Below are 19,488 nucleotides of genomic sequence, written 5' to 3'. Positions count from 1 at the left end.
CAGACATATGTCAATCGAACATGCTCAAATTCCCTCCATCGAGGGTAACTTGCAGGGCGGGGAACGGAATTGACCGGCAGGGGTGGGAGGTGATGCCGTCGTGCGCCAGGAACCCCGAAAGGATCCCGCGCCACTCACCCGGCACCTGCGTGTCCGCGAGGACCGCGGCCACACGGTGCTGGAGTTCCGGGGCGAGATCGACATCGCGGCGGCGACGGAGATCATGCCCTGCCTGGACCTGGTGACCGCGCGGGGCGGCGCCCGGGTGGTGATCGACCTGCTGCACGTCGAGTTCTTCGACTGCTCGGGGCTGCGGCTGCTGTACCGGGCGCGCAGCCGGGTGCTGGAGCGCGACGGACAGCTCCAGCTGGTCTGCGCGCACCCGCTGACCCTGCGGGTGCTGAAGGTGACGGGACTGTCGCGGCTGCTGCCTCCGCTGGCGACCCTGGACGCGGCCCTGGGCCAGCCGGAGGCCACGTCCGGGACGTTATGACCGCTCCCCACCATGCCTGCCGGGTCGGCTACTTGAGGATGTTCGTCACCTGACCGGCGCCGACCGTCCGTCCGCCCTCGCGGATGGCGAACTTCAGGCCCTCCTCCATCGCGATCGGCTGGATCAACTGGACGCGCATGGTGGTGTTGTCGCCCGGCATCACCATCTCGGTACCCGGGGGCAGGGTGACCACTCCGGTGACGTCGGTGGTGCGGAAGTAGAACTGGGGGCGGTAGTTCTGGAAGAACGGGGTGTGCCGGCCGCCCTCGTCCTTGGAGAGGATGTACGCCCGCGCCTCGAAGTCCGTGTGCGGGGTGACCGATCCCGGCCGGATGACGACCTGGCCGCGCTCTACGTCGTCCCGTTTGACCCCGCGCAGCAGCAGTCCGACGTTCTCCCCGGCCCGGCCCTCGTCGAGCAGCTTGCGGAACATCTCGACGCCGGTGACCGTGGTCTTCGTCTTCTGCGGGTGGATACCGATGATCTCGACCTCACTGTTGACCCGCAGTGTGCCGCGTTCGATCCGGCCGGTGACGACCGTCCCCCGCCCGGTGATGGTGAAGACGTCCTCGATGGGCATCAGGAACGGCCGGTCCACGTCCCGCACCGGCTCGGGCACGAACTCGTCGACGGCGTCGAGGAGTTCGAGCAGGGCCGCGGTCCACCGGGGGTCGCCCTCCAGGGCCCTGAGCGCGGAGACCTTGACCACCGGGACGTCGTCACCGGGGAACTCGTACTCGGTGAGCAGTTCGCGCACCTCCAGTTCCACCAGCTCCAGGATCTCCTCGTCGTCCACCATGTCGGTCTTGTTGAGGGCGACGACGATGCAGGGAACGCCAACCTGACGGGCCAGCAGAACGTGTTCCTTGGTCTGCGGCATCGGCCCGTCGGTGGCCGCGACCACCAGGATCGCCCCGTCCATCTGGGCGGCCCCGGTGATCATGTTCTTGATGTAGTCGGCGTGCCCCGGGCAGTCGACGTGCGCGTAGTGCCTGCGCTCGGTCTGGTACTCGACATGCGCGATGGAGATGGTGATGCCGCGCTGCCGCTCCTCGGGCGCCTTGTCGATCTGGTCGAACGGGGTGAAGGGGTTGAGCTGCGGGAACTTGTCGTGCAGCACCTTGGTGATCGCCGCGGTGAGTGTCGTCTTGCCGTGGTCGATGTGCCCGATGGTGCCGATGTTCACATGCGGTTTCGTCCGCTCGAACCTGGCCTTCGCCACTGGGTGCCTCCCGTCCGCCTCGGTGCCACCGAGCGCGGTTCAGCGCTACAACTCCTCCTTCCTGTCTAGAGGTTGCGCGGCTCGTCGAACAGGGCGCTCACGGACTCGCCGTTGTGAATCCGGCGTACGGCCTCGGCCAGCGCCGGGGCGATGGACAGGATGCGCAACTTGTCGGTGTGCTCCTCGGCGGGCACCGGCACGGTGTTGGTGCAGACGATCTCCAGCACGTCGGGCTGCTCGCTCAGCCGCTTCAGCGCCCCGGCCGCGAACAGCCCGTGCGTGCACGCCACTCGAATGGACCTGGGCCCCAACTCCCGCAGCCGGTCCAGAAGTTCCAGCACCGTGCTGCCCTTGGCGATCTCGTCGTCGAGCACGATGACGTCCCGCCCGGCCACATCGCCGATCACCGAGCTGATGGTGACCCGGTCGTCGGCGAACCGCTGCTTGGCGCCGGCCGCCACCTGGGCACCGATCAGCCGGGCGAAGGCGGCGGCCTCCTTGGCGTTGCCGAGGTCGGGTGAGACGACGGTGGTGCGCGAGAGGTCGTACCGCCGGAAATGCGCGGCCAGCTCCCGCAGCGCGTGCAGATGGTCGACCGGCACCGAGAAGAAGCCGTGCACCTGCGGGGCGTGCAGGGTCATGGCGAGGACCCGGCTCGCGCCCGCGGCCACCATCAGGTCGGCGACCAGGCGGCCGCCGAGCGAGATGCGCGGGGCGTCCTTCTTGTCGGAGCGGGCGTAGGAGTAGTGCGGCATGACGACGGTGATCCGGCCGGCCGAGGCGCCCCGGGCCGCGTCGCACATCATCAGCAGCTCCACCAGGTGCTCCTGCACCGGCCGGACCAGGGGCTGGATCAGGAAGACGTCCCGCTCCCGGCAGTTGGCCTGGAGCTGCACCTCCAGACAGTCGTTGGCGAACCTGCTGACCCGGGTCGGGCTGAGCGGCACCCCGAGGTGCGCACAGACCTCCTCGGCCAGCTCGGGGTGGGCGCTGCCGCTGAAGACGGCGATGTCTCGCACGATCCGCTCCTCGCATGATCATCACGGGCTACGGCCTCATGCTACGGACCGTGGGGCCCTCACCATGGAACGGGTGTGCCGTCCCAGGAGAAGAACCCGCCGGTCGGCCCGTCGTCGGGCAGCAGCGCCAGCCGTACGGCCCCGCGCGCGGCCTCGGCCGGATCCCCGCCGCCGGTGATCCCGGGGACCAGGTCGGTGGCCCGGCGCCCCGGGGCGAGGGCGTTCACCTTGATCCCGTCGCCGGCCAGTTCCTGGGCGTAGAACACGGTCAGCGCGTTGAGGGCGGCCTTCGAGGAGCGGTAGGCGGCTGACCTGGGGCTGCCGTGGGCGAACTGCGGATTGGGGTGGGTGCTCCAGGTGAGGGAGGCGGTGCCGCTGGAGACGTTCACGACACGGGGGCGGGCGGAGCGGCGCAGGGCGGGCAGGAAGGCGTTGGTGACCGCGACGACGCCGAGGACGTTGGTCTCGTACGTGCGCCGGAAGTCCGCCACGCCGGTCTCGGCGGGCGGGCCGGTCACCGGCTGGACACCGGCGTTGTTGACCAGGACGTCCAGGCGCTCGACCCGGGCGGCGGCGTGCTCGACGCTGCCCGGGTCCGTGACGTCGAGGACGAGGAGCCGGGCGCCTGCGCCGATCTCCTCGACGGCCCGCTCCCCGCGCCCGGCGTCCCGGGCGCCCACATGGACGGTGAAGCCCTCCCCGGCGAGGAGCCGGGCGATATGCAGGCCGATGCCCTTGTTGGCACCGGTGACGAGTGCTGTGCGATCGTTCATGACAGCCACGGTTCCCCGGCCGCGTCCGTCCTGCCAGGGACCACCTGTACCAGGCGGACCAGGGAGGCGACGGTATGGCACGGCAGGAACTGGCCCGCTTCCTGCGGGAGCGCCGGGCGGGACTGACCCCGCGGACGGTGGGGCTGCCGACGGGACCCGTCCCGCGCCGCACGCCCGGTCTGCGGCGCGAGGAGGTCGCCGAGCTGGCCCATATGTCCGTCGACTACTACACCCGGCTCGAACAGGCCCGCGGCCCGCGGCCCTCTCCGCGGGTCCTGGACGCCCTGGCCGGGGCCCTGCGGCTGGCCCCGGCCGAGCGCAGCCACCTCTTCCGGCTGGCCGGCTCGGCCGCGCCGCCGCCCGGCACCTCGGCAGCGCGGCAGGTGCGCCCGCAGGTGGCCCGGATGCTGGAGCGGCTGCCCGACACCGCGGCGATCGTCACCGACGCGGCCTACGGCCTGGTGGCCTGGAACCCCCTCGCCCAGCTGCTGCTCGGCGGGGACCTGGGGCGCGGCACGACCAACCTGGCGCGACGACGCTTCCTGGGCCAGGGACGGATGTACGAGAGCTCCAGCGCCGAGGAGTTCGGGCACATCGTGGTGGCCCGGCTGCGACGGGCCACCGAACGCTATCCGCATGACACTCAACTAGCCGCCCTGCTGGGCGAGTTGCGCGCGGGAAGCGAGGAGTTCCGGCGGATCTGGGCGACGCATCCGGTGCATGCCCCGGGGCATCGCGCCAAGGTCGTCGACCATCCGGAGCTGGGGCGGCTGCGGCTGAACTGCGACGTCCTGCTGGTACCGGAGGACGACCAGGAGGTCGTCCTGGTGACGGCGGATCCGGGCTCACCGTCGGCACGCAGGATCGCGGAGCTGGCGGCGCGGGTCTGAGCGACCGGGGAGCGGGTCGCCGTACGCCGGCGGACGACCGGCCGTCGGGCGGCTGCCGCGCGACCGGCACCCGGGACGGTGATCGGCCACGCCCCGGTCCCTCAGCCGCCTACCGTGACGAGTCCGCTCTCGTAGGCGAAGATCACCGCGTGCACCCGGTCCCGCAGGTCCAACTTGCCCAGGACCCGGCCGAGATGGGTCTTCACCGTGGTCTCACCGAGAAACAGCCGCGCCGCGATCTCGCCGTTGGTCAGCCCCTGGGCGACCAGGGCGAGCACCTCCCGTTCGCGCCCGGTCAGCAGGGCCAGCCGGTCCCGTTCGGCTGCGGGCGCAGTGGGCAGGACGAACCGCTCCACCATCCGCCGTACCGCCGAGGGCGCCATCATCACCTCGCCGCGCAGCACCGCCCGGACCGTCACCAGGATCTCCTCGCCCACCGCGTCCTTCACCAGGAAGCCGGCGGCCCCGGCACGCAGGGCGCCGTAGGCGTACTCATCGAGGTCGAAGGTGGTCACGACCAGCACCTTCGGCGCCGGACTGCGGGAGCAGAGCTCACGGGTGGCCGCCAGCCCGTCCAGGCCGGGCATCCGGATGTCCATCAAGACGAGGTCGGGCCGGAGTTGGGCGCTCAGCTCCAGCGCGGTGTGCGCGTCGGCGGCCTCCCCGACCACCATGAGGTCGGGCTGGCTGCCGATCACCATGCGCAGCCCCGTGCGGATCAGTTCCTGGTCGTCGCAGAGCAGGACACGGTACGGCGCGGCCGGCTCCCCGCTCACGCGGTCACCGCCTCGGGATGCAGGACGGCGTCCACCCGGTAGCCGCCACCGGGTCGCTGTCCCGCGGCCACCGTTCCCCCGTAGCGGGCCGCCCGCTCCCGCATCCCGGCCAGACCGCGTCCGGCCGAGACCGGCAGCGCCACAGGTGCGGTGCCGGTGCCGGCCGAGTTGTCGACCCGGACCCGGACCCGGCGGCCGGGACCGGGGCTGCCGAGGTCGATCCGCACCCTGGTCCGGGCGCCGGGCGAGGCGTGTTTGGCCACGTTGGTCAACGCCTCCTGCACGATCCGGTACGTCTGCTCGACCGCGTCGGCGGACACCCCGGCCGGGTCCCCGCACACGTCGAGGCGGGCACCACAGCGGTTGGCGAGGGTGCGCAGGTCCGCCAGGTCCGGGGCGCGGACCTGCTCCTGCTCGCCGTCTGGGCCGAGGACGTCCAGCAGGCGGCGCAGTTCCCCGAGTGCTTCCCGGCCGGTCGTGCCGATCGCCGCGAGGGCCCGGTCGGCGGCGGTCGGGTCGGTGGCGCGGGCGAGCCGGGCGCCCTCGGCGTTGAGGACCATCACCGAGACGCCGTGAGCCAGCACGTCATGGATCTCTCGGGCGATCCGGGCGCGTTCCTCGGCGGCCGCCGCACGGGCCAGCGCCGCCCGGCGGGACTCGGTCAGCTCGGCGCGGCGGGCGAACTCGGCGAGATAGGCGCGGCGGGCCCGCACATAGGCGCCGAGCATCCAGGAGCCGGCGAGCCAGAGGACCACAAGCGCCGGGGTGAACCAGGTCTCGGAGCCGGCCGTCGCGGAGTCGGACAGCCAGTCCGGCACCCACAGCAGCACACAGGACGCGGCGCAGACCGCGACGACCGTGGCCGTCCTGCGCAGGCCGCGCACCACCAGGGTGTAGAGGACCGCGCTCAGCGCGATCACCCCGCGCCCCGGTTCCCGTCCCCACACATCGCCCAGGTACTGCGCCCAGAACGCCGCCGTGACGACCGAGGCCGCGAGCACCGGCCGGGTGCGCCGCCAGAACAGGGGGACCACGAAGCCGGCGTAGACGACGAGCTGCGCCCACACCGGCCGCCAGCCGGGCTGGGCGCGGATCACGGGCAGTCCCACGACCAGGGCGATCAGCAGGGCGTCGGTCAGCCAGGGGTGACGCAGCCGCCACCCCGGCAGGTTCTCGATCAGGCGAAGCACCGATTCACGCTACGCCGGCGGGGCCGGCGCAGGCGTCAGCCCACAGACGGCACGGAACTCCTCCCACAGGACGACCCGTCGGGACCCGGAGTACGACCCGGGGCGGGCCGGAAGTGTCACCCGGTGCGGCCCGGGGCAGGACGCGGAGTTACCCGGGCGCCGCGGAGTGTGGCGGTCGTGTCGATCACCACTCAGTTCCTCAGGCGCCCTCTCACCACCGGGGCAGTGGCCGCCAGCTCGCGTCGGCTGGCCCGGGCCATGACCCAGCACACCGGCCTCGAAACGGCCCGGCTCGTCGTCGAACTCGGTCCTGGTACAGGCGTGTTCACCCGGGAGATACTGCGGCAGCTGCCGGTGGACGGCCGGCTGGTCGCCATCGAGCTCAACCCCGTGCTCGCGGCCGGGCTGTTCGTCACACACCGCGACGAACGGCTCACGGTGGTCGAGGGGGCGGCCGCGGAGCTGGCCGAGGCCGCCGGGGCGCCGGTGGACGCGGTGGTGTCCGGGCTGCCGTGGACCGTGATGGCGACGGCCGAACGGGACCGTACCCTCGACGCGGTCGCCGGGGCGCTCGTGCCCGGCGGCTGTTTCACGACGTTCGCCTATCTGCACGCGGCCTGGACCCCGCCGGGCCGCCGGCTCGCCGCGGCGCTCCACGACAGGTTCGCCACGGTGCGGCGGACCCGGGTGGTGTGGCCGAACCTGCCGCCCGCGTTCGTGTACCGGGCGACCCTCACCACGACACGGGAAGACACCGCGGGCTCCGGGTCAGCTGGCCCTCGCGCCAGTCGATCGTCGCGGGGGTGAACTCGGCGCGCAGACCCGGGAAGCGGACGGCGAGCCGGTGCAGGGCGAGGGTTATCTCCAGACGGGCCAGCCAGGCGCCCAGACAGTGGTGGGGTCCGGCGCCGAAGATCACGCCGGGCACGGGCAGGGGTGCGGTGAGGTCGGGCGGTCCGGACGGATAGACGTCCGGGTCACGGCTCGCCGAGTTGGTCTGGACGGCGACGACACTGCCCGCCGGGATGGTGACGCCGCCCACCACGGTGTCCTGGACGGCCCTGCGCAGCAGCCCGGGCAGCACCCGGCCCTCGCTGATCGGCACGGTGCGCAGCAGTTGCTCGGCCGCGGTGGCCGCACCCTCCTCGTCCACCGCGAGAGAGGGCCAGTCGGCATGCCCGTCGGTGAGGAGGTAGACGACGATGTTGCCGAGCGCGGACATCGTCGTCTCGTGCCCGGCCACCACCAGGCCGCAGACCAGCGCGACCAGTTGGCGTTCCTCGATGCCGAGCGAGTCACCCGCCGCCACCAGTCCGCTGACCAGGTCGTCACCCGGCCGCGCCCGCCGCTGTGCCACCAGTTCCGCCCCGAAGTCGGCGAACTCCCCCATGGCGGCCTTGACTTCCTCCGCGCTGTGCGCTCCCCCGGACAGCGCGTGGTCGGCCCAGTGCCGGATGCGTTCGCTGTCGATGTGGTCGAGCCCCATCAGCCGGCAGATCACCGATACGGGGAGGGGCCGGGTGAACCCTTCGACGATGTCGGCCGGTCGAGGGGTGGCTGCGAGTTCGTCGAGGAGTGATTCGACCACCGATGCCACCCAGGGGCGCCAGCGTGCGACGGCACGCGGGGTGAACGCCCGCTGGACCGTGCCGCGCAGCCGCTGGTGGCCGGGACCGTCCTGGTTCACCAATCCGTCCGGGTCGCTCAGCAGGTTCGGTACGGCCAACAGCGGCGGGGCGTCCTCGGCGTGCAGGGAACTCCGGTCGAAACGGGCGTCCATGAGCACCTGGCGGACGTCGTGGTAGCGGGTGACGAGCCATACCGGGGTGCCGGTGGCCAGGGCGGCGAGCCGCGGCGGACCGGACTCGGGATACACCATGCGGTGCATGGGACATAAGGGTCGGGAGGTGCTGTCTGCGGTCATCCGGGGCTCCTGGCACGCCGACGGGCAGTCACTCCACGCTAAAGCGTGTATCAGTCCTGCGTCAGCTGTCTCAATCAGCCAACAACACGGTCTGGCAAGGCTTTTGCCGGGCATTCGTGTCGTTGAAAGGAGGGCCGTCACATGGCGAGTTCCACCAAGGAGAGCTCCACGAAGGAGACTCGGACTCCGGTCAAGGCCCGGCCCCGGCGCATGCCCGGTTGGGCGAAGCTGGTCACGGCGTTCGTACTGGTGCTCGTGGTGCTGTTCGCCGGGATCAAACTGGCGGTACTGCCGGGCATCAAGGACCTGTTCGGCACGGAGTCCCGCGACAACACGGGTCCCGCGCTGCTCAAGTCCATCCAGAACATGAGTCGTTACGATGCCGCGGCCGGCAACTTCCAGGTCGTCGTCGACCTGGAGAAGGACGCCAAGTACCTGCCCAGCGCGATCCGCGGCACCCGCACCCTGTACGTCGGGGCGGGCACCGTGGAGGCCTACGTCGACCTCGGGCAGATCGGCCAGAAGGACGTGACGGTCAACGGCGACCGCACCGAGGCCACCATCCGGCTGCCGCACGCCCAGCTCGGCAAGGCGACCCTGGACGCCGACCACTCCTACGCCGTCTCCAAGCAGCGCGGTCTCCTCGACCGGCTCGGCGACCTGTTCTCGGACAACCCCAACAGCGAGCAGGCGGTGCAGAAGCTGGCCGTGAAGCACATTTCCGACGCGGCCAAGGACAGCGGACTGACCACCCGGGCGGAGACCAACACCACCAGCATGCTGGAGGGGTTGCTGCACTCCCTCGGCTTCACGGAGGTGCATGTGTCCTACGGCACGGTGTGATCGGCTCGCAGCAGGACCCCGGCCGCCGTTCAGTGGACGGCGGCCGGGGCGCTCCCCGATCCGGCATCGACGGGCCTTTCGCGGGTAACTGGCTTATCACGCCGGAAAGTTGAAGAGTGGAGGACCAATGGCCAGCGCCGCCTCGCGCCTGCGCTTCACCAAGGGCGAGACCACCGAGGAGACGAAGAAGGACGGGGACACCGGCAAGAAGCCCGGGGTGTTCGCCAAGGCCGTACGCGTCGTCAAGGCCCGCGGGGCCGAGCCGGCCGCCACCCCGGGGAAGGGGAAGGCCGCCAAGCCGGCCGGCACCGGGAAGAAGACCGTCACCGGCAAGGCGGCCGGCACCGGCAAACCGGGCGGCACGGCCAGGACCCGCAAGCCCGGCGGCACCGGCAAGCCGGGCAGTGCCGCCAAAAGGAGCGACACCTCCAAGAGGAGCGACACCGGCAAGAAAGGCACCGCCCCCGCCAGGACCGGCGCCGAGCGTCGCCCGCTCCCCCTCCCGCTGCGCCTGCTGGCGATGGCGATCGCCTTCGCCGCGATGGTGGCGTTCGCCGCCGTACTGGCCCGGCTGACCCTGGAGCCGTCCCCGGCGTCGGCGTCGATCGCGCACACGAATCTGCACCCGGGCACCACCATCAAGCTCTATCTGGACCAGCCCTCGGTCCGTGACACCGTCAAGCAGATCGGCGGGAACGTCATGCTCGGCCTCCCCTTCGGGATCCTCGTGCCGGTTCTCGCGCCCAACGCCCGCGGGATCCTGCGGGTGCTGGCGCTCACCGCGATCGTGATGCTGCTGGTGGAGATGGCGCAGGGCGCGCTGGTCAACGGCCGGGCCTTCGACGTGGACGACGTCATCCTCAACACCTCGGGCGCGCTGATCGGTTGGCTGCTGCTGGGCCGGCGGCTCGGCCGGGCGGTGCACGCGCGAAAGCCCAAGGCGTAGCCCCGGCACGACCCGGCTCGGCGGTCGGCGGTCGGCGGTCGGCAGCCATCGGCCGCCCTTCGTCGGCCGTCGAGGCCGCCAGTCGCCAAGTCGCCAAGTCGCCAAGTCGCCAAGTCGCCAGTCATGCGACCGTTCGATACTGGTCCGTTACCAAACTCTTGACTCGCCACTTATCTCACTTCTTAAATCAAGAGGCGACGCCTTCACCCCCCCACCTCGGCCGGCCGCCTCCCCGCGTCCGGCCGCCGTACGGAAGGATGAGCCGTGGCCTCCCCACGACTGCTCCGCAGATGCCTGTTCGCCGCCCTGTCCGCCGCACTGCTCGGGTCCGTCGCGGTAGGCCCCGCGCACCGGGCCGAGGCCGCCGGCACCGCCGCGGCCGCCGTGACGACCTTCTCCGACAACTTCGACGGCCCCGCCGGTTCGGCGGTGGACTCCTCGAAGTGGAACATGGAGACCGGCGACAACGTCAACAACCACGAGCGCGAGTACTACACCTCGGGCACCAACAACGCGGCCCTCGACGGCCAGGGCCACCTGGTCATCACGGCCAAGAAGGAGAATCCCGCCAACTACCAGTGCTGGTACGGCACCTGTCAGTACACCTCGGCCCGGCTGAACACCTCCGGGAAGTTCAACGCCCAGTACGGGCACGTCGAGGCCCGGATGAAGATCCCGCGCGGGCAGGGCATGTGGCCCGCGTTCTGGATGCTCGGCACCCCGGTGAACTGGCCGGACTCGGGCGAGATAGACGTGATGGAGAACGTCGGCTTCGAGCCGTCGACCGTGCACGGCACCATCCACGGCCCCGGCTACTCCGGCTCCGGCGGCATCGGCGCGGCCTACTCGCTGCCGAACGGCCAGGCCTTCGCTGACGCCTTCCACACCTTCGCGGTCGACTGGGCGCCGAACTCGATCACCTGGTCGGTCGACGGGAACGTCTACGAGACCCGCACGCCCGCCGACCTGAACGGCAAGACCTGGGTCTACAACAACAAGCCGTTCTTCCTGATCCTGAACCTGGCCGTCGGCGGCTACTGGCCCGGCGACCCGGACAGCTCCACCTCCTTCCCGGCCCAGCTGGTCGTGGACTCGGTGTCGGTGACGACCAGCAACACGGCGACCGGAGTCGCGATCAAGGGCCTGGCCGGCAAGTGCGTGGACGTGGCCGGGGCCAACTCCGCCAACGGCACCGCCGTCCAGCTCTACGACTGCAACGGCAGCGCCGCCCAGCAGTGGACGGTCGGCAGCGACGGCACGATCCGCGCGCTGGGCAAGTGCATGGACGTCACCGGCGGCGGCACGGCGGACGGGACAGCGGTCCAGCTCTACGACTGCAACGGCAGCGCCGCCCAGAAGTGGGCCGTCTCGTCGGCGAACGACATCGTGAACCCACAGGCGAACAAGTGCCTGGACGTCACCGGCAACAACTCGGCCAACGGCACCCGGCTGCAGATCTGGACCTGCTCGGGCGGCGCCAACCAGAAGTGGACGGTCGGCTGAGAGCAGTGCTCTAGCGACGGGTCGGGCGGGGCGTCCAGGTGAACTTGTCCCCGCCCACCCAGCAGACCACGCCCGGGTCGTCGAGGTCATGGACCGTGATGCCGTAGGCCGCGGCGACCGACAGCACCTCGGTGATGTCCCTCGCCTCCGCGACCACCTCGCCGTCGATCTCCACGATGCGGAAGGGAAGGGTCCCCGGCTTGCCGGTCATGACCCCGAGCACCAGGATCCGCGGCTGGGAGATGTGGGGGCTCGCTATCTCGGTCATGCAATCGAGGGTAGATCTCCCGGGCGGAAGTGACCTGCGAGAGCCCCCTGACGGTGAAGGTGCTCCCGACCCCCGTCGAGGCGCCGGAACGGCTCGTCTTCCTGCTGGTACGGCGCTGGCACCTGGAGTCCGTCAAAGGCATGGCCCCGGAGAAGACCCGGATGGACGGCGCGTCACCGACCGAGGATTTGCCCGGATATTTGCGCACGCTTGATGAAGATGCGGGCGAACCGCTCACCCGCCCGGCTCACTGCCGGGCAGCCCTCCGACCAGGGGGTGATGCGGATCACGTACCGGCATGGAACAGTCCCGGGTGGTTGTCCGTTGAACCAGCCGTGGGTGCGGATGGGACAGTGTCCCCGGGCCTCACCTTTTGCCCACAGGGACGATCGTTCGGCTGAAGCCCTGTGGAGCGTTTCGCCGAGAGGCGACCGCCATTCGCACCCACCACCTGGCCGCCCCGGCCGCGAATCCCCCGTCGCGGCCGGGGCTCTCCGTTGCCCGCTCCGCCCCTTTCGAGACCTTTCGCGGGAATTCAAGATCTCCGCTTGACTTCGAGCGCACTCCAATTCGTAGCGTTCAAGCCATGAACACCACGACTCCTCAGCACAAGATCGGTTCCGGTTTCGGCGCGGAGAGCACGGCCGAAGACGTCCTTGCGGGCCTCGACCTGAGCGGCCGGCTCGCCATCGTCACCGGCGGCTACTCCGGGCTCGGTCTGGAGACCACCAAGGCACTCACCGGGGCGGGCGCCCAGGTCGTGGTGCCCGCACGGCGCCCCGAGGCCGCCCGGGAGGCCCTGTCCGGCCTGGACCGGGTCGAGGTGGACCAGCTGGACCTCGGTGACCTGGACAGTGTGCGCGGCTTCGCCGAGCGGTTCCTGGCCTCCGGCCGGACCGTCGACTTCATGATCGACAACGCCGGGATCATGGCCTGCCCCGAGACCCGGGTCGGGCCCGGCTGGGAGGCCCAGTTCGCCACCAACCACCTCGGCCACTTCGCCCTCGTCAACCGGCTCTGGCCGGCCATCGAGCGCGGCGGCGCCCGGGTCGTGTCGGTCTCGTCCCGTGCCCACCACTTCTCCGGGATGCACTGGGACGACGTCCAGTGGCAGCACGGCTACGACAAGTGGCAGGCCTACGGCCAGGCGAAGACCGCGAACGTGCTGTTCGCCGTGCATCTCGACCGGCTCGGCCAGGGCTCCGGCGTGCGGGCCTTCTCCCTGCACCCCGGCGGCATCATGACCCCGCTCCAGCGGCACATCCCCCGCGAGGAGATGATCGAGCGCGGCTGGATCGACGAGAACGGCACGGTGCTCAGCCCCCAGGGCTTCAAGACGCCCGCGCAGGGTGCGGCCACCCAGACCTGGGCGGCCACCTCCCCGCAGCTGGTGGGCATGGGCGGGGTGTACCTGGAGGACTGCGACATCGCCGGGACGGCCGTGGAGGGCGAGCCCACCGGTGTGAAGGCCTGGGCGGTCGACCGGGAGCAGGCGGCCCGGCTGTGGGACCTCTCGGCGGAGCTGACGGACGTGAACGCCTTCGCCTGACGCACGGCCGCGCTCAGGCCGCCGCGCGCCGTACCCCGCGCCCGGCGTCAATGAACTCGCGCAGATCCTCGGTCAGTTGCCCGGCGTGGGTCCTGAACAGGCCGTGCCCGGCGTTCTCGTAGACCCTGAGCGTGGCGTCGGGCGCGAGCCGGGCCGCGCGGGCACCGCACGACTCCAGCGGCGCCGAGGCGTCGTGCGTGCCGTGCACGACGAGCAACGGCAGGTGCAGCGCGGCCAGTTCGGGAGCGAGTTCCAGCGCGGCGACGGTGTCCCGGACGGCGGTGCCGGCGCGCGGGGTGGACACCAGGCAGCGGTCGACGAGGTACCGGACGTACTCCGCCGACACCTCGTTGCCCGGCAGGTGGAGCGCGAAGAAGTCGTCGGCGAAGGCCGTGTAGTAGGCGGCCCGGTCCCGGCGGTAGAGCTCGTTGTCGGCCTGTACGACGGCCGGGTCGACACCGTCCGGGTTGGCGGCCGAGCGCACGACGCCGGGGGCGACACCGGCGACGAGTGCGGCCCGCGCGACCCGTCCGTGACAGTGCCGGGTCAGGCAGCGCACCACCTCGGCGGTGCCGACGGAGTGCCCGATCAGGGCGGTCCCCCGCAGGTCCAGGTGGTCGAGGAGCCCGTACAGGTCGTCGGCGAGGGTGTCGAGGTCGTACCCGTCCCAGCTCTCCTCGGACCGCCCGTGCCCGCGCCGGTCGAGGGCGACACAGCGGTACCCGGCCTCCGCCAGCGGCAGCATCTGGTACTCCCACATCTCGTGGCCCACGTAGGCGCTGGCGGTGAACACGGCGACGGGCCCGGTCGCCGGACCGTGGTCGGCGTAGTACAGGCGGGTGCCGTCGGCAGGGCTCTCGTAGTACGGCATGGGGGCCTCCCGGGGTGGTCCTGCGGACTTCCTACGGCCCTCATCCTCACGGCGCCGGTGCACCCGGGTCGATTACCTCCCGGGTCATGGCCGCCCCGCGCTCAGCCGGACGGCTCGTCGGGCACCGGATCCCCGGGGTGTACAGCCCCCGAGCGCGGTGCACCCCGGGGTCCTGTCCCGGCCTCGTCGGTGTCGGGGAGGTCGGCGTCTTCGCCCCTGTCGTCCGGGCGACGGCCCTCGGCCGCCTCCCACGGGTCCCGGCCGTCCGGCCGGGCCTGCTGGTCCTGCATGTCCCGGGGTACGGGCCTGCCGTCCCGTCGGTCGCCCACGGCTTACTCCCCTCGCGTCGATCCGGGTGCTACGCGAGTACCTCCTCCCGGAGTCCCGAAACGGGGTGCGTCTCAGCGCGGGGAGCGCTCCTCCAGTGCCGTACGCCAGGCGGGGAGCCGGTCCTCGGTCACCGGTTCGGCGCGACGGCCGCCGCGGCTGAAGAAGTCGGCGAGGGGCAGGATCGCGGCGCCGACGGTGACCGCGTCCGGGCCGAGCCGGCCCAGGTCGATGGTGACCCGCTCGGCCGGGTGGCGCAGCGCGTACGTGGTCGCGTACCGGCGTACGGCGGGCAGGAAGCGGGCGCCGAGCTGGAGGCCGGCCCAGCCGCCGATGAGGATCCGCTCGGGCTGGAAGAGGTTGATCAGGTCGGAGAGGCCGGCGCCCAGGTACTCGGCGGTCTCCTCCAGTACGGCCAGCGCGACCGGGTCGGGCTCGGTGCCCTCGGGCGGGTAGGCGGCGGCGAGCATCGCGGTGAGCGCGCTCTCCTCGTCGAGGCCCTCGGCCGGACGGCCGCCCTCCTCGCGCCAGCGGGCGAGCAGCGACTCCGCACCGGCGTACGCCTCCAGGCAGCCGAGCGCGCCGCAGCGGCAGCGGCGGCCCCGCACCCGTACGGTCAGATGCCCCCATTCGACGGCCCGGCCGTGCTCCACCTCCGCGGTCACCAGACAGGCGCCCACGCCGGAGCCGAACAGGACCACGACCGCGTTGTCCGCGCCGCGTCCGGCGCCGAACCACATCTCGGCCTGACCCAGGGTCTTGGCGCCGTTGTCGATGAAGTACCGCACGGAGTCGGGGAGTTGGCAGCCGGAGCGGAGCAGTTCCTCCAGCGGGACGGCGTCCCAGCCGATGGTCTGGCCATGCACGACGGCACCCCGGTCGTCGGTGTGCTCGACGATGCCGGGGACGCCCACGCCGACGCCGAGCAGCAGCTCGGGTGAGGCACCCTCGGTGGCGAGGACCTCGTCGATGCCGTCCCGGATGTGGCCGACGATCACATCGACGTCGTAGCCCTGCTGGGCCAGCGGGCGCTCGACGCGGGCGAGTTCGGTGAGGGTGAGGTCGAACAGCTCGACTCGGACCCGGGTCTCGCCGACGTCGACGCCGATCATGTGACCGCTGTGCGGGGCGACGCGCAGCAGGGTGCGGGGGCGGCCGCCGTCGGAGTCGACGCTGCCGGCCTCCTCGACCAGGCCGTCGGCGACCAGGTCGGCGACCACGTTGCTCACCGAGCCGGAGCTCAGGCCCGTCGCCGGGCCCAGTTCGAAGCGGCTGAGGGGGCCGTCGAAATAGAGCCGCTGCAGCACGGCCGTGCGGTTGGCCCTCCTGAGGTCGCGTACCGTGCGCCCGTTCCGCCCCGCCATGTGGCTCCCTTCACGAACCCTTCCCGACCTGCAAGATACTCCTTCGGGGGGCCGGAAGCGATATTTCCCCAACCCTTAGTTCACGCTGTGAGCTAAGGGCTTCGAGGGTGGCGGGTACGGGTAGTGCGCGAGCTGCCGACCGGTGGGGGCCGATCGCGCAGTTCCCCGCGCCCCTGACGGGGCGCTGCAGGACGACGGCGCCGGTCAGTTCGCCGCGTATACATCCTCCACATATCGGCCGTCCGCCACCAGCGTGTTCAGCCATTCCTCGGCGTTTCCTCCCGGAGTGCGGTCGCGGTAGATCGTGCGGAACGCCTCGCGCACGCCCGGTGCCATCCTGCCGCCGTCCCCGCAGACATATACCTTCGCACCCGCCGCCAGCAGGGCCCACACCTCGTCGGCCTCGGCGGCGATGCGGTGCTGGACGAAGGTGCCGTCGGTGCTGAAGGCCGGGCGCAGCGATACGGCCCCGGCGGACTCGGCGGCGTACAACTCCTCGGCGTGCAGGAAGTCGGCCTCGGCCGCGTCGCAGCCGAAGTAGCAGAGGGCGGGCCGGAGTTGGTTGCCTGCCGCGAGGGCTGCGGTGCGGTCGGCCACCGCGCCCCGGAAGGGGGCCAGGCCCGTGCCCGCGGCGATCATGACGACCGGTGCGCTGTCGTCGATGCGGAACGCCTCCCGGCACGGCTGGACGCGGGCGTACAGCGTGTCGCCGGGGCGGAGCGAGGTGAGGTGGCCGGAGCCGGTACCCCGGTAGGTGCCCTTGCCGGAGTGGGCGGGAGCCTCCAGGAGGGAGATCATCAGGTCGGCGTGGCGGGGGTCGGTGGCCTGGGACGAGGAGATCGAGTAGTGGCGCGGCTTCAGCGGGGTCAGGAGCTCCAGCAGCCGGGGCCAGTCCAGGGCGCCGCGCAGCGCCGGGTGGTCCTCGATGATCTCGACGAGGGTGCGCGGGTCGTCGCCCAGGGAGGCGAGGGCGGCCTTCTCGGGCGGGCAGGGGTTGGCGTCGGCGAGGAGGGACAGCTGCTGGGCGCTCGGACGTTCCTGGTGGAGCGGATCGCCGAGGCGCTGCGGCTGCGGCACCGTTCGCGCTACCAGGTGTCGGTACGGTGGCGGGCGCCCGACGGCACCGAGCGGTACGGGGAGTTGGCGGCGGACCCGGTGAGCGAGTCCGTCGGCGAGACGCCGGCGCTGCTGGTGATGTTGCGGGTGGCGGGCGAGCGCGAGGCGTCCGGGTCGGAGCCCGCGCGGGTCACCCCGGTCGAGGGGCGGGTGCTGGCACTCCTCGCGCGGGGCGCCACCACGGCGCACGCGGCCCGCCAGCTGGGCCTGAGCAAGGACGGCGTGACCTACCATCTGCGTCGGCTGTCGGCCCGCTGGGGCGCGGCGAACCGCACCGAACTGGTCGCCCGCGCCTACGCCTTGGGGGTGCTGACCCCCGGTGTCTGGCCGCCGGCGCCGACGGAACAGGCCGAGTCGGCGGAGTAGTCGGACCCGGCGGAACAGGCGGTGCCCGCGCCTTCCGGGGCGCCGAACCGGGCAAGGGTGTGCCACACCATCTTGAGGTCCTGGATCTCGTACCGGCCGGTGCGGGCCGCGTCCCCGATGATCCGTGGATCGACCACACCCTTCTCGGCGATCAGGGCGCCGAGTTCGGCGTACTCCGGACCCCGGTAGTCGGCGTGGCGGCGCAGCTCCGGCACGGTGAGCCGGTAGCCGGGGTGCCATTCCACCGGGAAGGGCAGCCGACGGGCCGCCGCCTCCACGCGGGTGTTCCGGTACCCGGCGTCCAGGACCAGCGCCTCCACATCCCGGTCGAGCCGCACACCGCCGTGCACCTGTGTCTCGACGTAGTCGTTGAGGGCGTCCTGCTCGTCGGCTTCGGCCAGGCCGAGCAGATGCGTTCCGGCGGCGACGCCGAAGTCGGTCGGCTCGGCCGCGCTGTCGGGGTAGCAGAAGGTGGCGCGGTGCAGTGCCGGGCCGGTCAGACGGAGGTGCGAGGAGCCGAACCGCGGGGCGGCGCCGACGACTTGGCGGCGGAAGTTCAGCGCGCCGTACACCGGTCGCTCGGCCGGGTCGGCGTCGTCGTAGATCCCGGCGAAGATCCGGCTCTCCCAGCGCCAGCGGTCACCGCCCGGGTGCGCGGTGAGCCCGCCGTTGCTGGTTCCGGTCACGAACTGCGAGTGGTAGACGCCGTCCCGGGCCAGCGCGTCGAGGACCGGCAGCCCGGCCGACACCCGGTCGGGGTGGAAGTTCAGGGTGATGCGCAGACCGGGGTCCAGGGCCGGTCCCGAGGAGAGCGCGGCCACGTGACGCAACGCGGCCGCGGCCCGCGCCGCCTCGATGTCCCCGAGTCCCATCGATTCCCCCTCTCCTCTCGCCCGGTCTCGGCCGACGTCAGCCGATCATGGTCGGCCGGGTCATGGCCATTTCACCGCGGGGTCGGCCCGTCGGAGCTCGGCCGCTTCGCCGCTCAGCGCCGGACCCTCAGCACTGCCTTCCCCCTGTTTTCGCCCGCTTCCAGCAGTCGCTGGGCCTTCGCCGCGTCGGCCAGGTCGTACTCGGCCGTGATGTCGATGCATACGGCACCTGATGCGACCTCACCCAGCGCGGCGAGGGTGTGCCGGCGGAGCGTCTCGGGGGCCCGGCGGGCGAGGTCACCGATGTTGTAGCCGGTCAGGGCACGGTTGTTCTTCCACAGCGGGAGGACCGGGAGGGTGGTGAGGTCCGGGTGGCGGGCCGCCTCGCCGTAGACCGCGACCCGGCCGAACGGGGCCAGCACCTCGAAGCTCGCCAGCCGGGTGGGGCCGCCGACCGGGTCCAGGACCAGGTCCACGCCCCGGCCGGAAGTCGCGTCTCGCACCGCATCGGCGAAGCCGTCCCGCAGGAAGACGTCGTCGTAGCCGAAGCGCCTCGCGTACTCCGCTTTCTCCTGCGTGCTCACGGTCCCGTACACCGCCGCCGCCCCCAGCGACCGGGCAAGCTGTGCCGCGGCCGACCCGACCCCGCCGGCCGCCGCATGGATCAGCACCGTGTCGCCGGAGGCGATCCGGCCCGCGCCCGCCAGGACCCCGTACGCCGTGGTCAGGACGAGGGGCGCGGCACCAGCCGTACGGAGGTCGAGGCCCAGTCCTTCCAGTGGAAAGACGAACGGCGCGGGCGCGAGCACGTACTCCGCATAGCCGCCGCCGTCCGGGAGATACGCGGCGACTTCATCGCCGGGCTTCAGGCCCGTCACGTCCGCACCCGACTCCACCACCGTCCCGGACACCTCCAGACCCGTCACCGTCTCGCCTTCGGGCACGCCGAAGTCACCCAGGCGGTGCTGTACTTCGCCATAGTTGACGCCGGCGTACGACACCTGGATCAGTACCTCGCCCCGGCCGGGTTGCGGGTCGGGCAGCTCCACCGGGCGCAGTACTTCCGGTCCGCCGGTCTCCTTGAATGCGATTGCCCGCATATGTCCCCCTGTGCTGTCGGACCGCGGCCGTCGGTCACCGTGATCGTCTCCGGCCGTTCCGACGTCGGGAACCCGC

General features: G+C 71.8%; 19 protein-coding genes and 2 pseudogenes. 8 read left to right on the top strand and 13 right to left on the bottom strand.

What is annotated here, in order from left to right:
* The first annotated feature begins 100 nt into the window (after nt 1–100).
* The gene (locus EDD90_RS47880) at nt 101–493 is read left to right on the top strand and encodes an anti-sigma factor antagonist (protein WP_260328548.1); all 393 of its coding nucleotides are present in this window, start codon (nt 101–103) and stop codon (nt 491–493) included.
* Between the two features lie 28 nt (nt 494–521).
* On the opposite strand, the gene tuf is transcribed toward EDD90_RS47880, so the two are convergent.
* The 3 genes from tuf to EDD90_RS47865 all read right to left on the bottom strand — a co-directional run bounded on the left by tuf (nt 522) and on the right by EDD90_RS47865 (nt 3,507).
* Nucleotides 522–1,715: an elongation factor Tu gene (tuf, locus tag EDD90_RS47875; protein ID WP_123979284.1), complete on the bottom strand. Its 1,194-nt coding sequence runs from the start codon at nt 1,713–1,715 to the stop codon at nt 522–524.
* Between the two features lie 65 nt (nt 1,716–1,780).
* Complete coding sequence (locus EDD90_RS47870; protein ID WP_123979283.1) at nt 1,781–2,734, bottom strand: ribose-phosphate pyrophosphokinase; 954 nt, start codon at nt 2,732–2,734, stop codon at nt 1,781–1,783.
* 59 nt (nt 2,735–2,793) lie between these two features.
* Nucleotides 2,794–3,507, bottom strand: a complete 714-nt coding sequence (locus tag EDD90_RS47865) for an SDR family oxidoreductase (protein ID WP_123979282.1) — start codon at nt 3,505–3,507, stop codon at nt 2,794–2,796.
* A 74-nt stretch (nt 3,508–3,581) separates the two neighbouring features.
* Between EDD90_RS47865 and EDD90_RS47860 the strand changes: the two genes are divergently transcribed.
* On the top strand, nt 3,582–4,397 hold the full coding sequence (locus tag EDD90_RS47860; protein ID WP_123979281.1) for a helix-turn-helix transcriptional regulator: 816 nt from the start codon (nt 3,582–3,584) through the stop codon (nt 4,395–4,397).
* A gap of 101 nt (nt 4,398–4,498) precedes the next feature.
* On the opposite strand, the gene EDD90_RS47855 is transcribed toward EDD90_RS47860, so the two are convergent.
* Nucleotides 4,499–5,173, bottom strand: a complete 675-nt coding sequence (locus EDD90_RS47855) for a response regulator transcription factor (protein ID WP_260328547.1) — start codon at nt 5,171–5,173, stop codon at nt 4,499–4,501.
* Complete coding sequence (locus EDD90_RS47850; RefSeq protein WP_123979280.1) at nt 5,170–6,363, bottom strand: sensor histidine kinase; 1,194 nt, start codon at nt 6,361–6,363, stop codon at nt 5,170–5,172. Before EDD90_RS47850 ends, EDD90_RS47855 begins: the two co-directional genes overlap by 4 nt.
* A 177-nt stretch (nt 6,364–6,540) precedes the next feature.
* On the opposite strand from EDD90_RS47850, the gene EDD90_RS47845 reads away from it, so the two are divergent.
* Nucleotides 6,541–7,170, top strand: coding sequence for a class I SAM-dependent methyltransferase (locus EDD90_RS47845; RefSeq protein ID WP_221305157.1), 630 nt, complete (start codon nt 6,541–6,543; stop codon nt 7,168–7,170).
* Here EDD90_RS47845 and EDD90_RS47840 read toward each other — a convergent pair.
* A complete protein-coding gene (locus tag EDD90_RS47840) occupies nt 7,097–8,287 on the bottom strand; it encodes a cytochrome P450 (RefSeq protein ID WP_123979279.1) in 1,191 nt (396 codons plus the stop codon). The two genes, EDD90_RS47845 and EDD90_RS47840, sit on opposite strands and share 74 nt — an antisense overlap.
* A gap of 141 nt (nt 8,288–8,428) precedes the next feature.
* On the opposite strand from EDD90_RS47840, the gene EDD90_RS47835 reads away from it, so the two are divergent.
* The 3 genes from EDD90_RS47835 to EDD90_RS47825 all read left to right on the top strand — a co-directional run bounded on the left by EDD90_RS47835 (nt 8,429) and on the right by EDD90_RS47825 (nt 11,579).
* Complete coding sequence (locus tag EDD90_RS47835) at nt 8,429–9,130, top strand: DUF4230 domain-containing protein (RefSeq protein WP_123979278.1); 702 nt, start codon at nt 8,429–8,431, stop codon at nt 9,128–9,130.
* A 217-nt stretch (nt 9,131–9,347) separates the two neighbouring features.
* On the top strand, nt 9,348–10,076 hold the full coding sequence (locus tag EDD90_RS58015; protein WP_398928783.1) for a VanZ family protein: 729 nt from the start codon (nt 9,348–9,350) through the stop codon (nt 10,074–10,076).
* Between the two features lie 264 nt (nt 10,077–10,340).
* Nucleotides 10,341–11,579 (top strand): glycoside hydrolase family 16 protein, encoded by a 1,239-nt coding sequence (locus tag EDD90_RS47825; protein ID WP_123979277.1) that lies wholly within the window; start codon nt 10,341–10,343, stop codon nt 11,577–11,579.
* Nucleotides 11,580–11,589: 10 nt separating this feature from the next.
* On the opposite strand, the gene EDD90_RS47820 is transcribed toward EDD90_RS47825, so the two are convergent.
* Complete coding sequence (locus EDD90_RS47820; RefSeq protein WP_123979276.1) at nt 11,590–11,847, bottom strand: hypothetical protein; 258 nt, start codon at nt 11,845–11,847, stop codon at nt 11,590–11,592.
* 586 nt (nt 11,848–12,433) lie between these two features.
* Between EDD90_RS47820 and EDD90_RS47815 the strand changes: the two genes are divergently transcribed.
* Nucleotides 12,434–13,396 carry an SDR family NAD(P)-dependent oxidoreductase gene (locus EDD90_RS47815; protein ID WP_123979275.1) on the top strand — a complete coding sequence of 321 codons (963 nt, stop codon included), beginning with the start codon at nt 12,434–12,436 and terminating at the stop codon, nt 13,394–13,396.
* A 13-nt stretch (nt 13,397–13,409) separates the two neighbouring features.
* On the opposite strand, the gene EDD90_RS47810 is transcribed toward EDD90_RS47815, so the two are convergent.
* The 4 genes and pseudogenes from EDD90_RS47810 to EDD90_RS47795 form a co-directional block, all read right to left on the bottom strand.
* On the bottom strand, nt 13,410–14,267 hold the full coding sequence (locus tag EDD90_RS47810; protein WP_123979274.1) for an alpha/beta fold hydrolase: 858 nt from the start codon (nt 14,265–14,267) through the stop codon (nt 13,410–13,412).
* 101 nt (nt 14,268–14,368) lie between these two features.
* Entirely contained in the window at nt 14,369–14,557 is a 189-nt protein-coding gene (locus EDD90_RS47805) for a hypothetical protein (protein WP_123982388.1), read from the bottom strand.
* Between the two features lie 111 nt (nt 14,558–14,668).
* Entirely contained in the window at nt 14,669–15,958 is a 1,290-nt protein-coding gene (locus tag EDD90_RS47800; RefSeq protein WP_123979273.1) for an ROK family transcriptional regulator, read from the bottom strand.
* Nucleotides 15,959–16,162: 204 nt separating this feature from the next.
* Nucleotides 16,163–17,080: pseudogene (locus EDD90_RS47795) on the bottom strand (reductase); the annotation flags it as partial.
* Here EDD90_RS47795 and EDD90_RS47790 point away from each other — a divergent pair.
* Nucleotides 17,000–17,440, top strand: a pseudogene (locus EDD90_RS47790) (response regulator transcription factor); the annotation flags it as partial. The pseudogenes EDD90_RS47795 and EDD90_RS47790 sit on opposite strands and share 81 nt — an antisense overlap.
* Here the strand turns inward: EDD90_RS47790 and EDD90_RS47785 are convergent.
* Together EDD90_RS47785 and EDD90_RS47780 are read right to left on the bottom strand one after the other, a co-directional pair.
* Nucleotides 17,368–18,312: a DUF3626 domain-containing protein gene (locus tag EDD90_RS47785; RefSeq protein ID WP_185149479.1), complete on the bottom strand. Its 945-nt coding sequence runs from the start codon at nt 18,310–18,312 to the stop codon at nt 17,368–17,370. The pseudogene EDD90_RS47790 and the gene EDD90_RS47785 overlap by 73 nt on opposite strands.
* Before the next feature lie 113 nt (nt 18,313–18,425).
* Nucleotides 18,426–19,412, bottom strand: a complete 987-nt coding sequence (locus tag EDD90_RS47780) for a zinc-binding dehydrogenase (protein ID WP_123979271.1) — start codon at nt 19,410–19,412, stop codon at nt 18,426–18,428.
* Between the last annotated feature and the right edge of the window lie 76 nt (nt 19,413–19,488).

Origin of the sequence: Streptomyces sp. Ag109_O5-1, from assembly GCF_003814875.1 — a bacterium.
GTDB classification, from domain to species: Bacteria; Actinomycetota; Actinomycetes; order Streptomycetales; family Streptomycetaceae; genus Streptomyces; species Streptomyces sasae.
The sequence above is the reverse complement of the archived record's forward strand: the minus strand, read 5'-3'. Positions and strand labels throughout refer to the sequence as shown.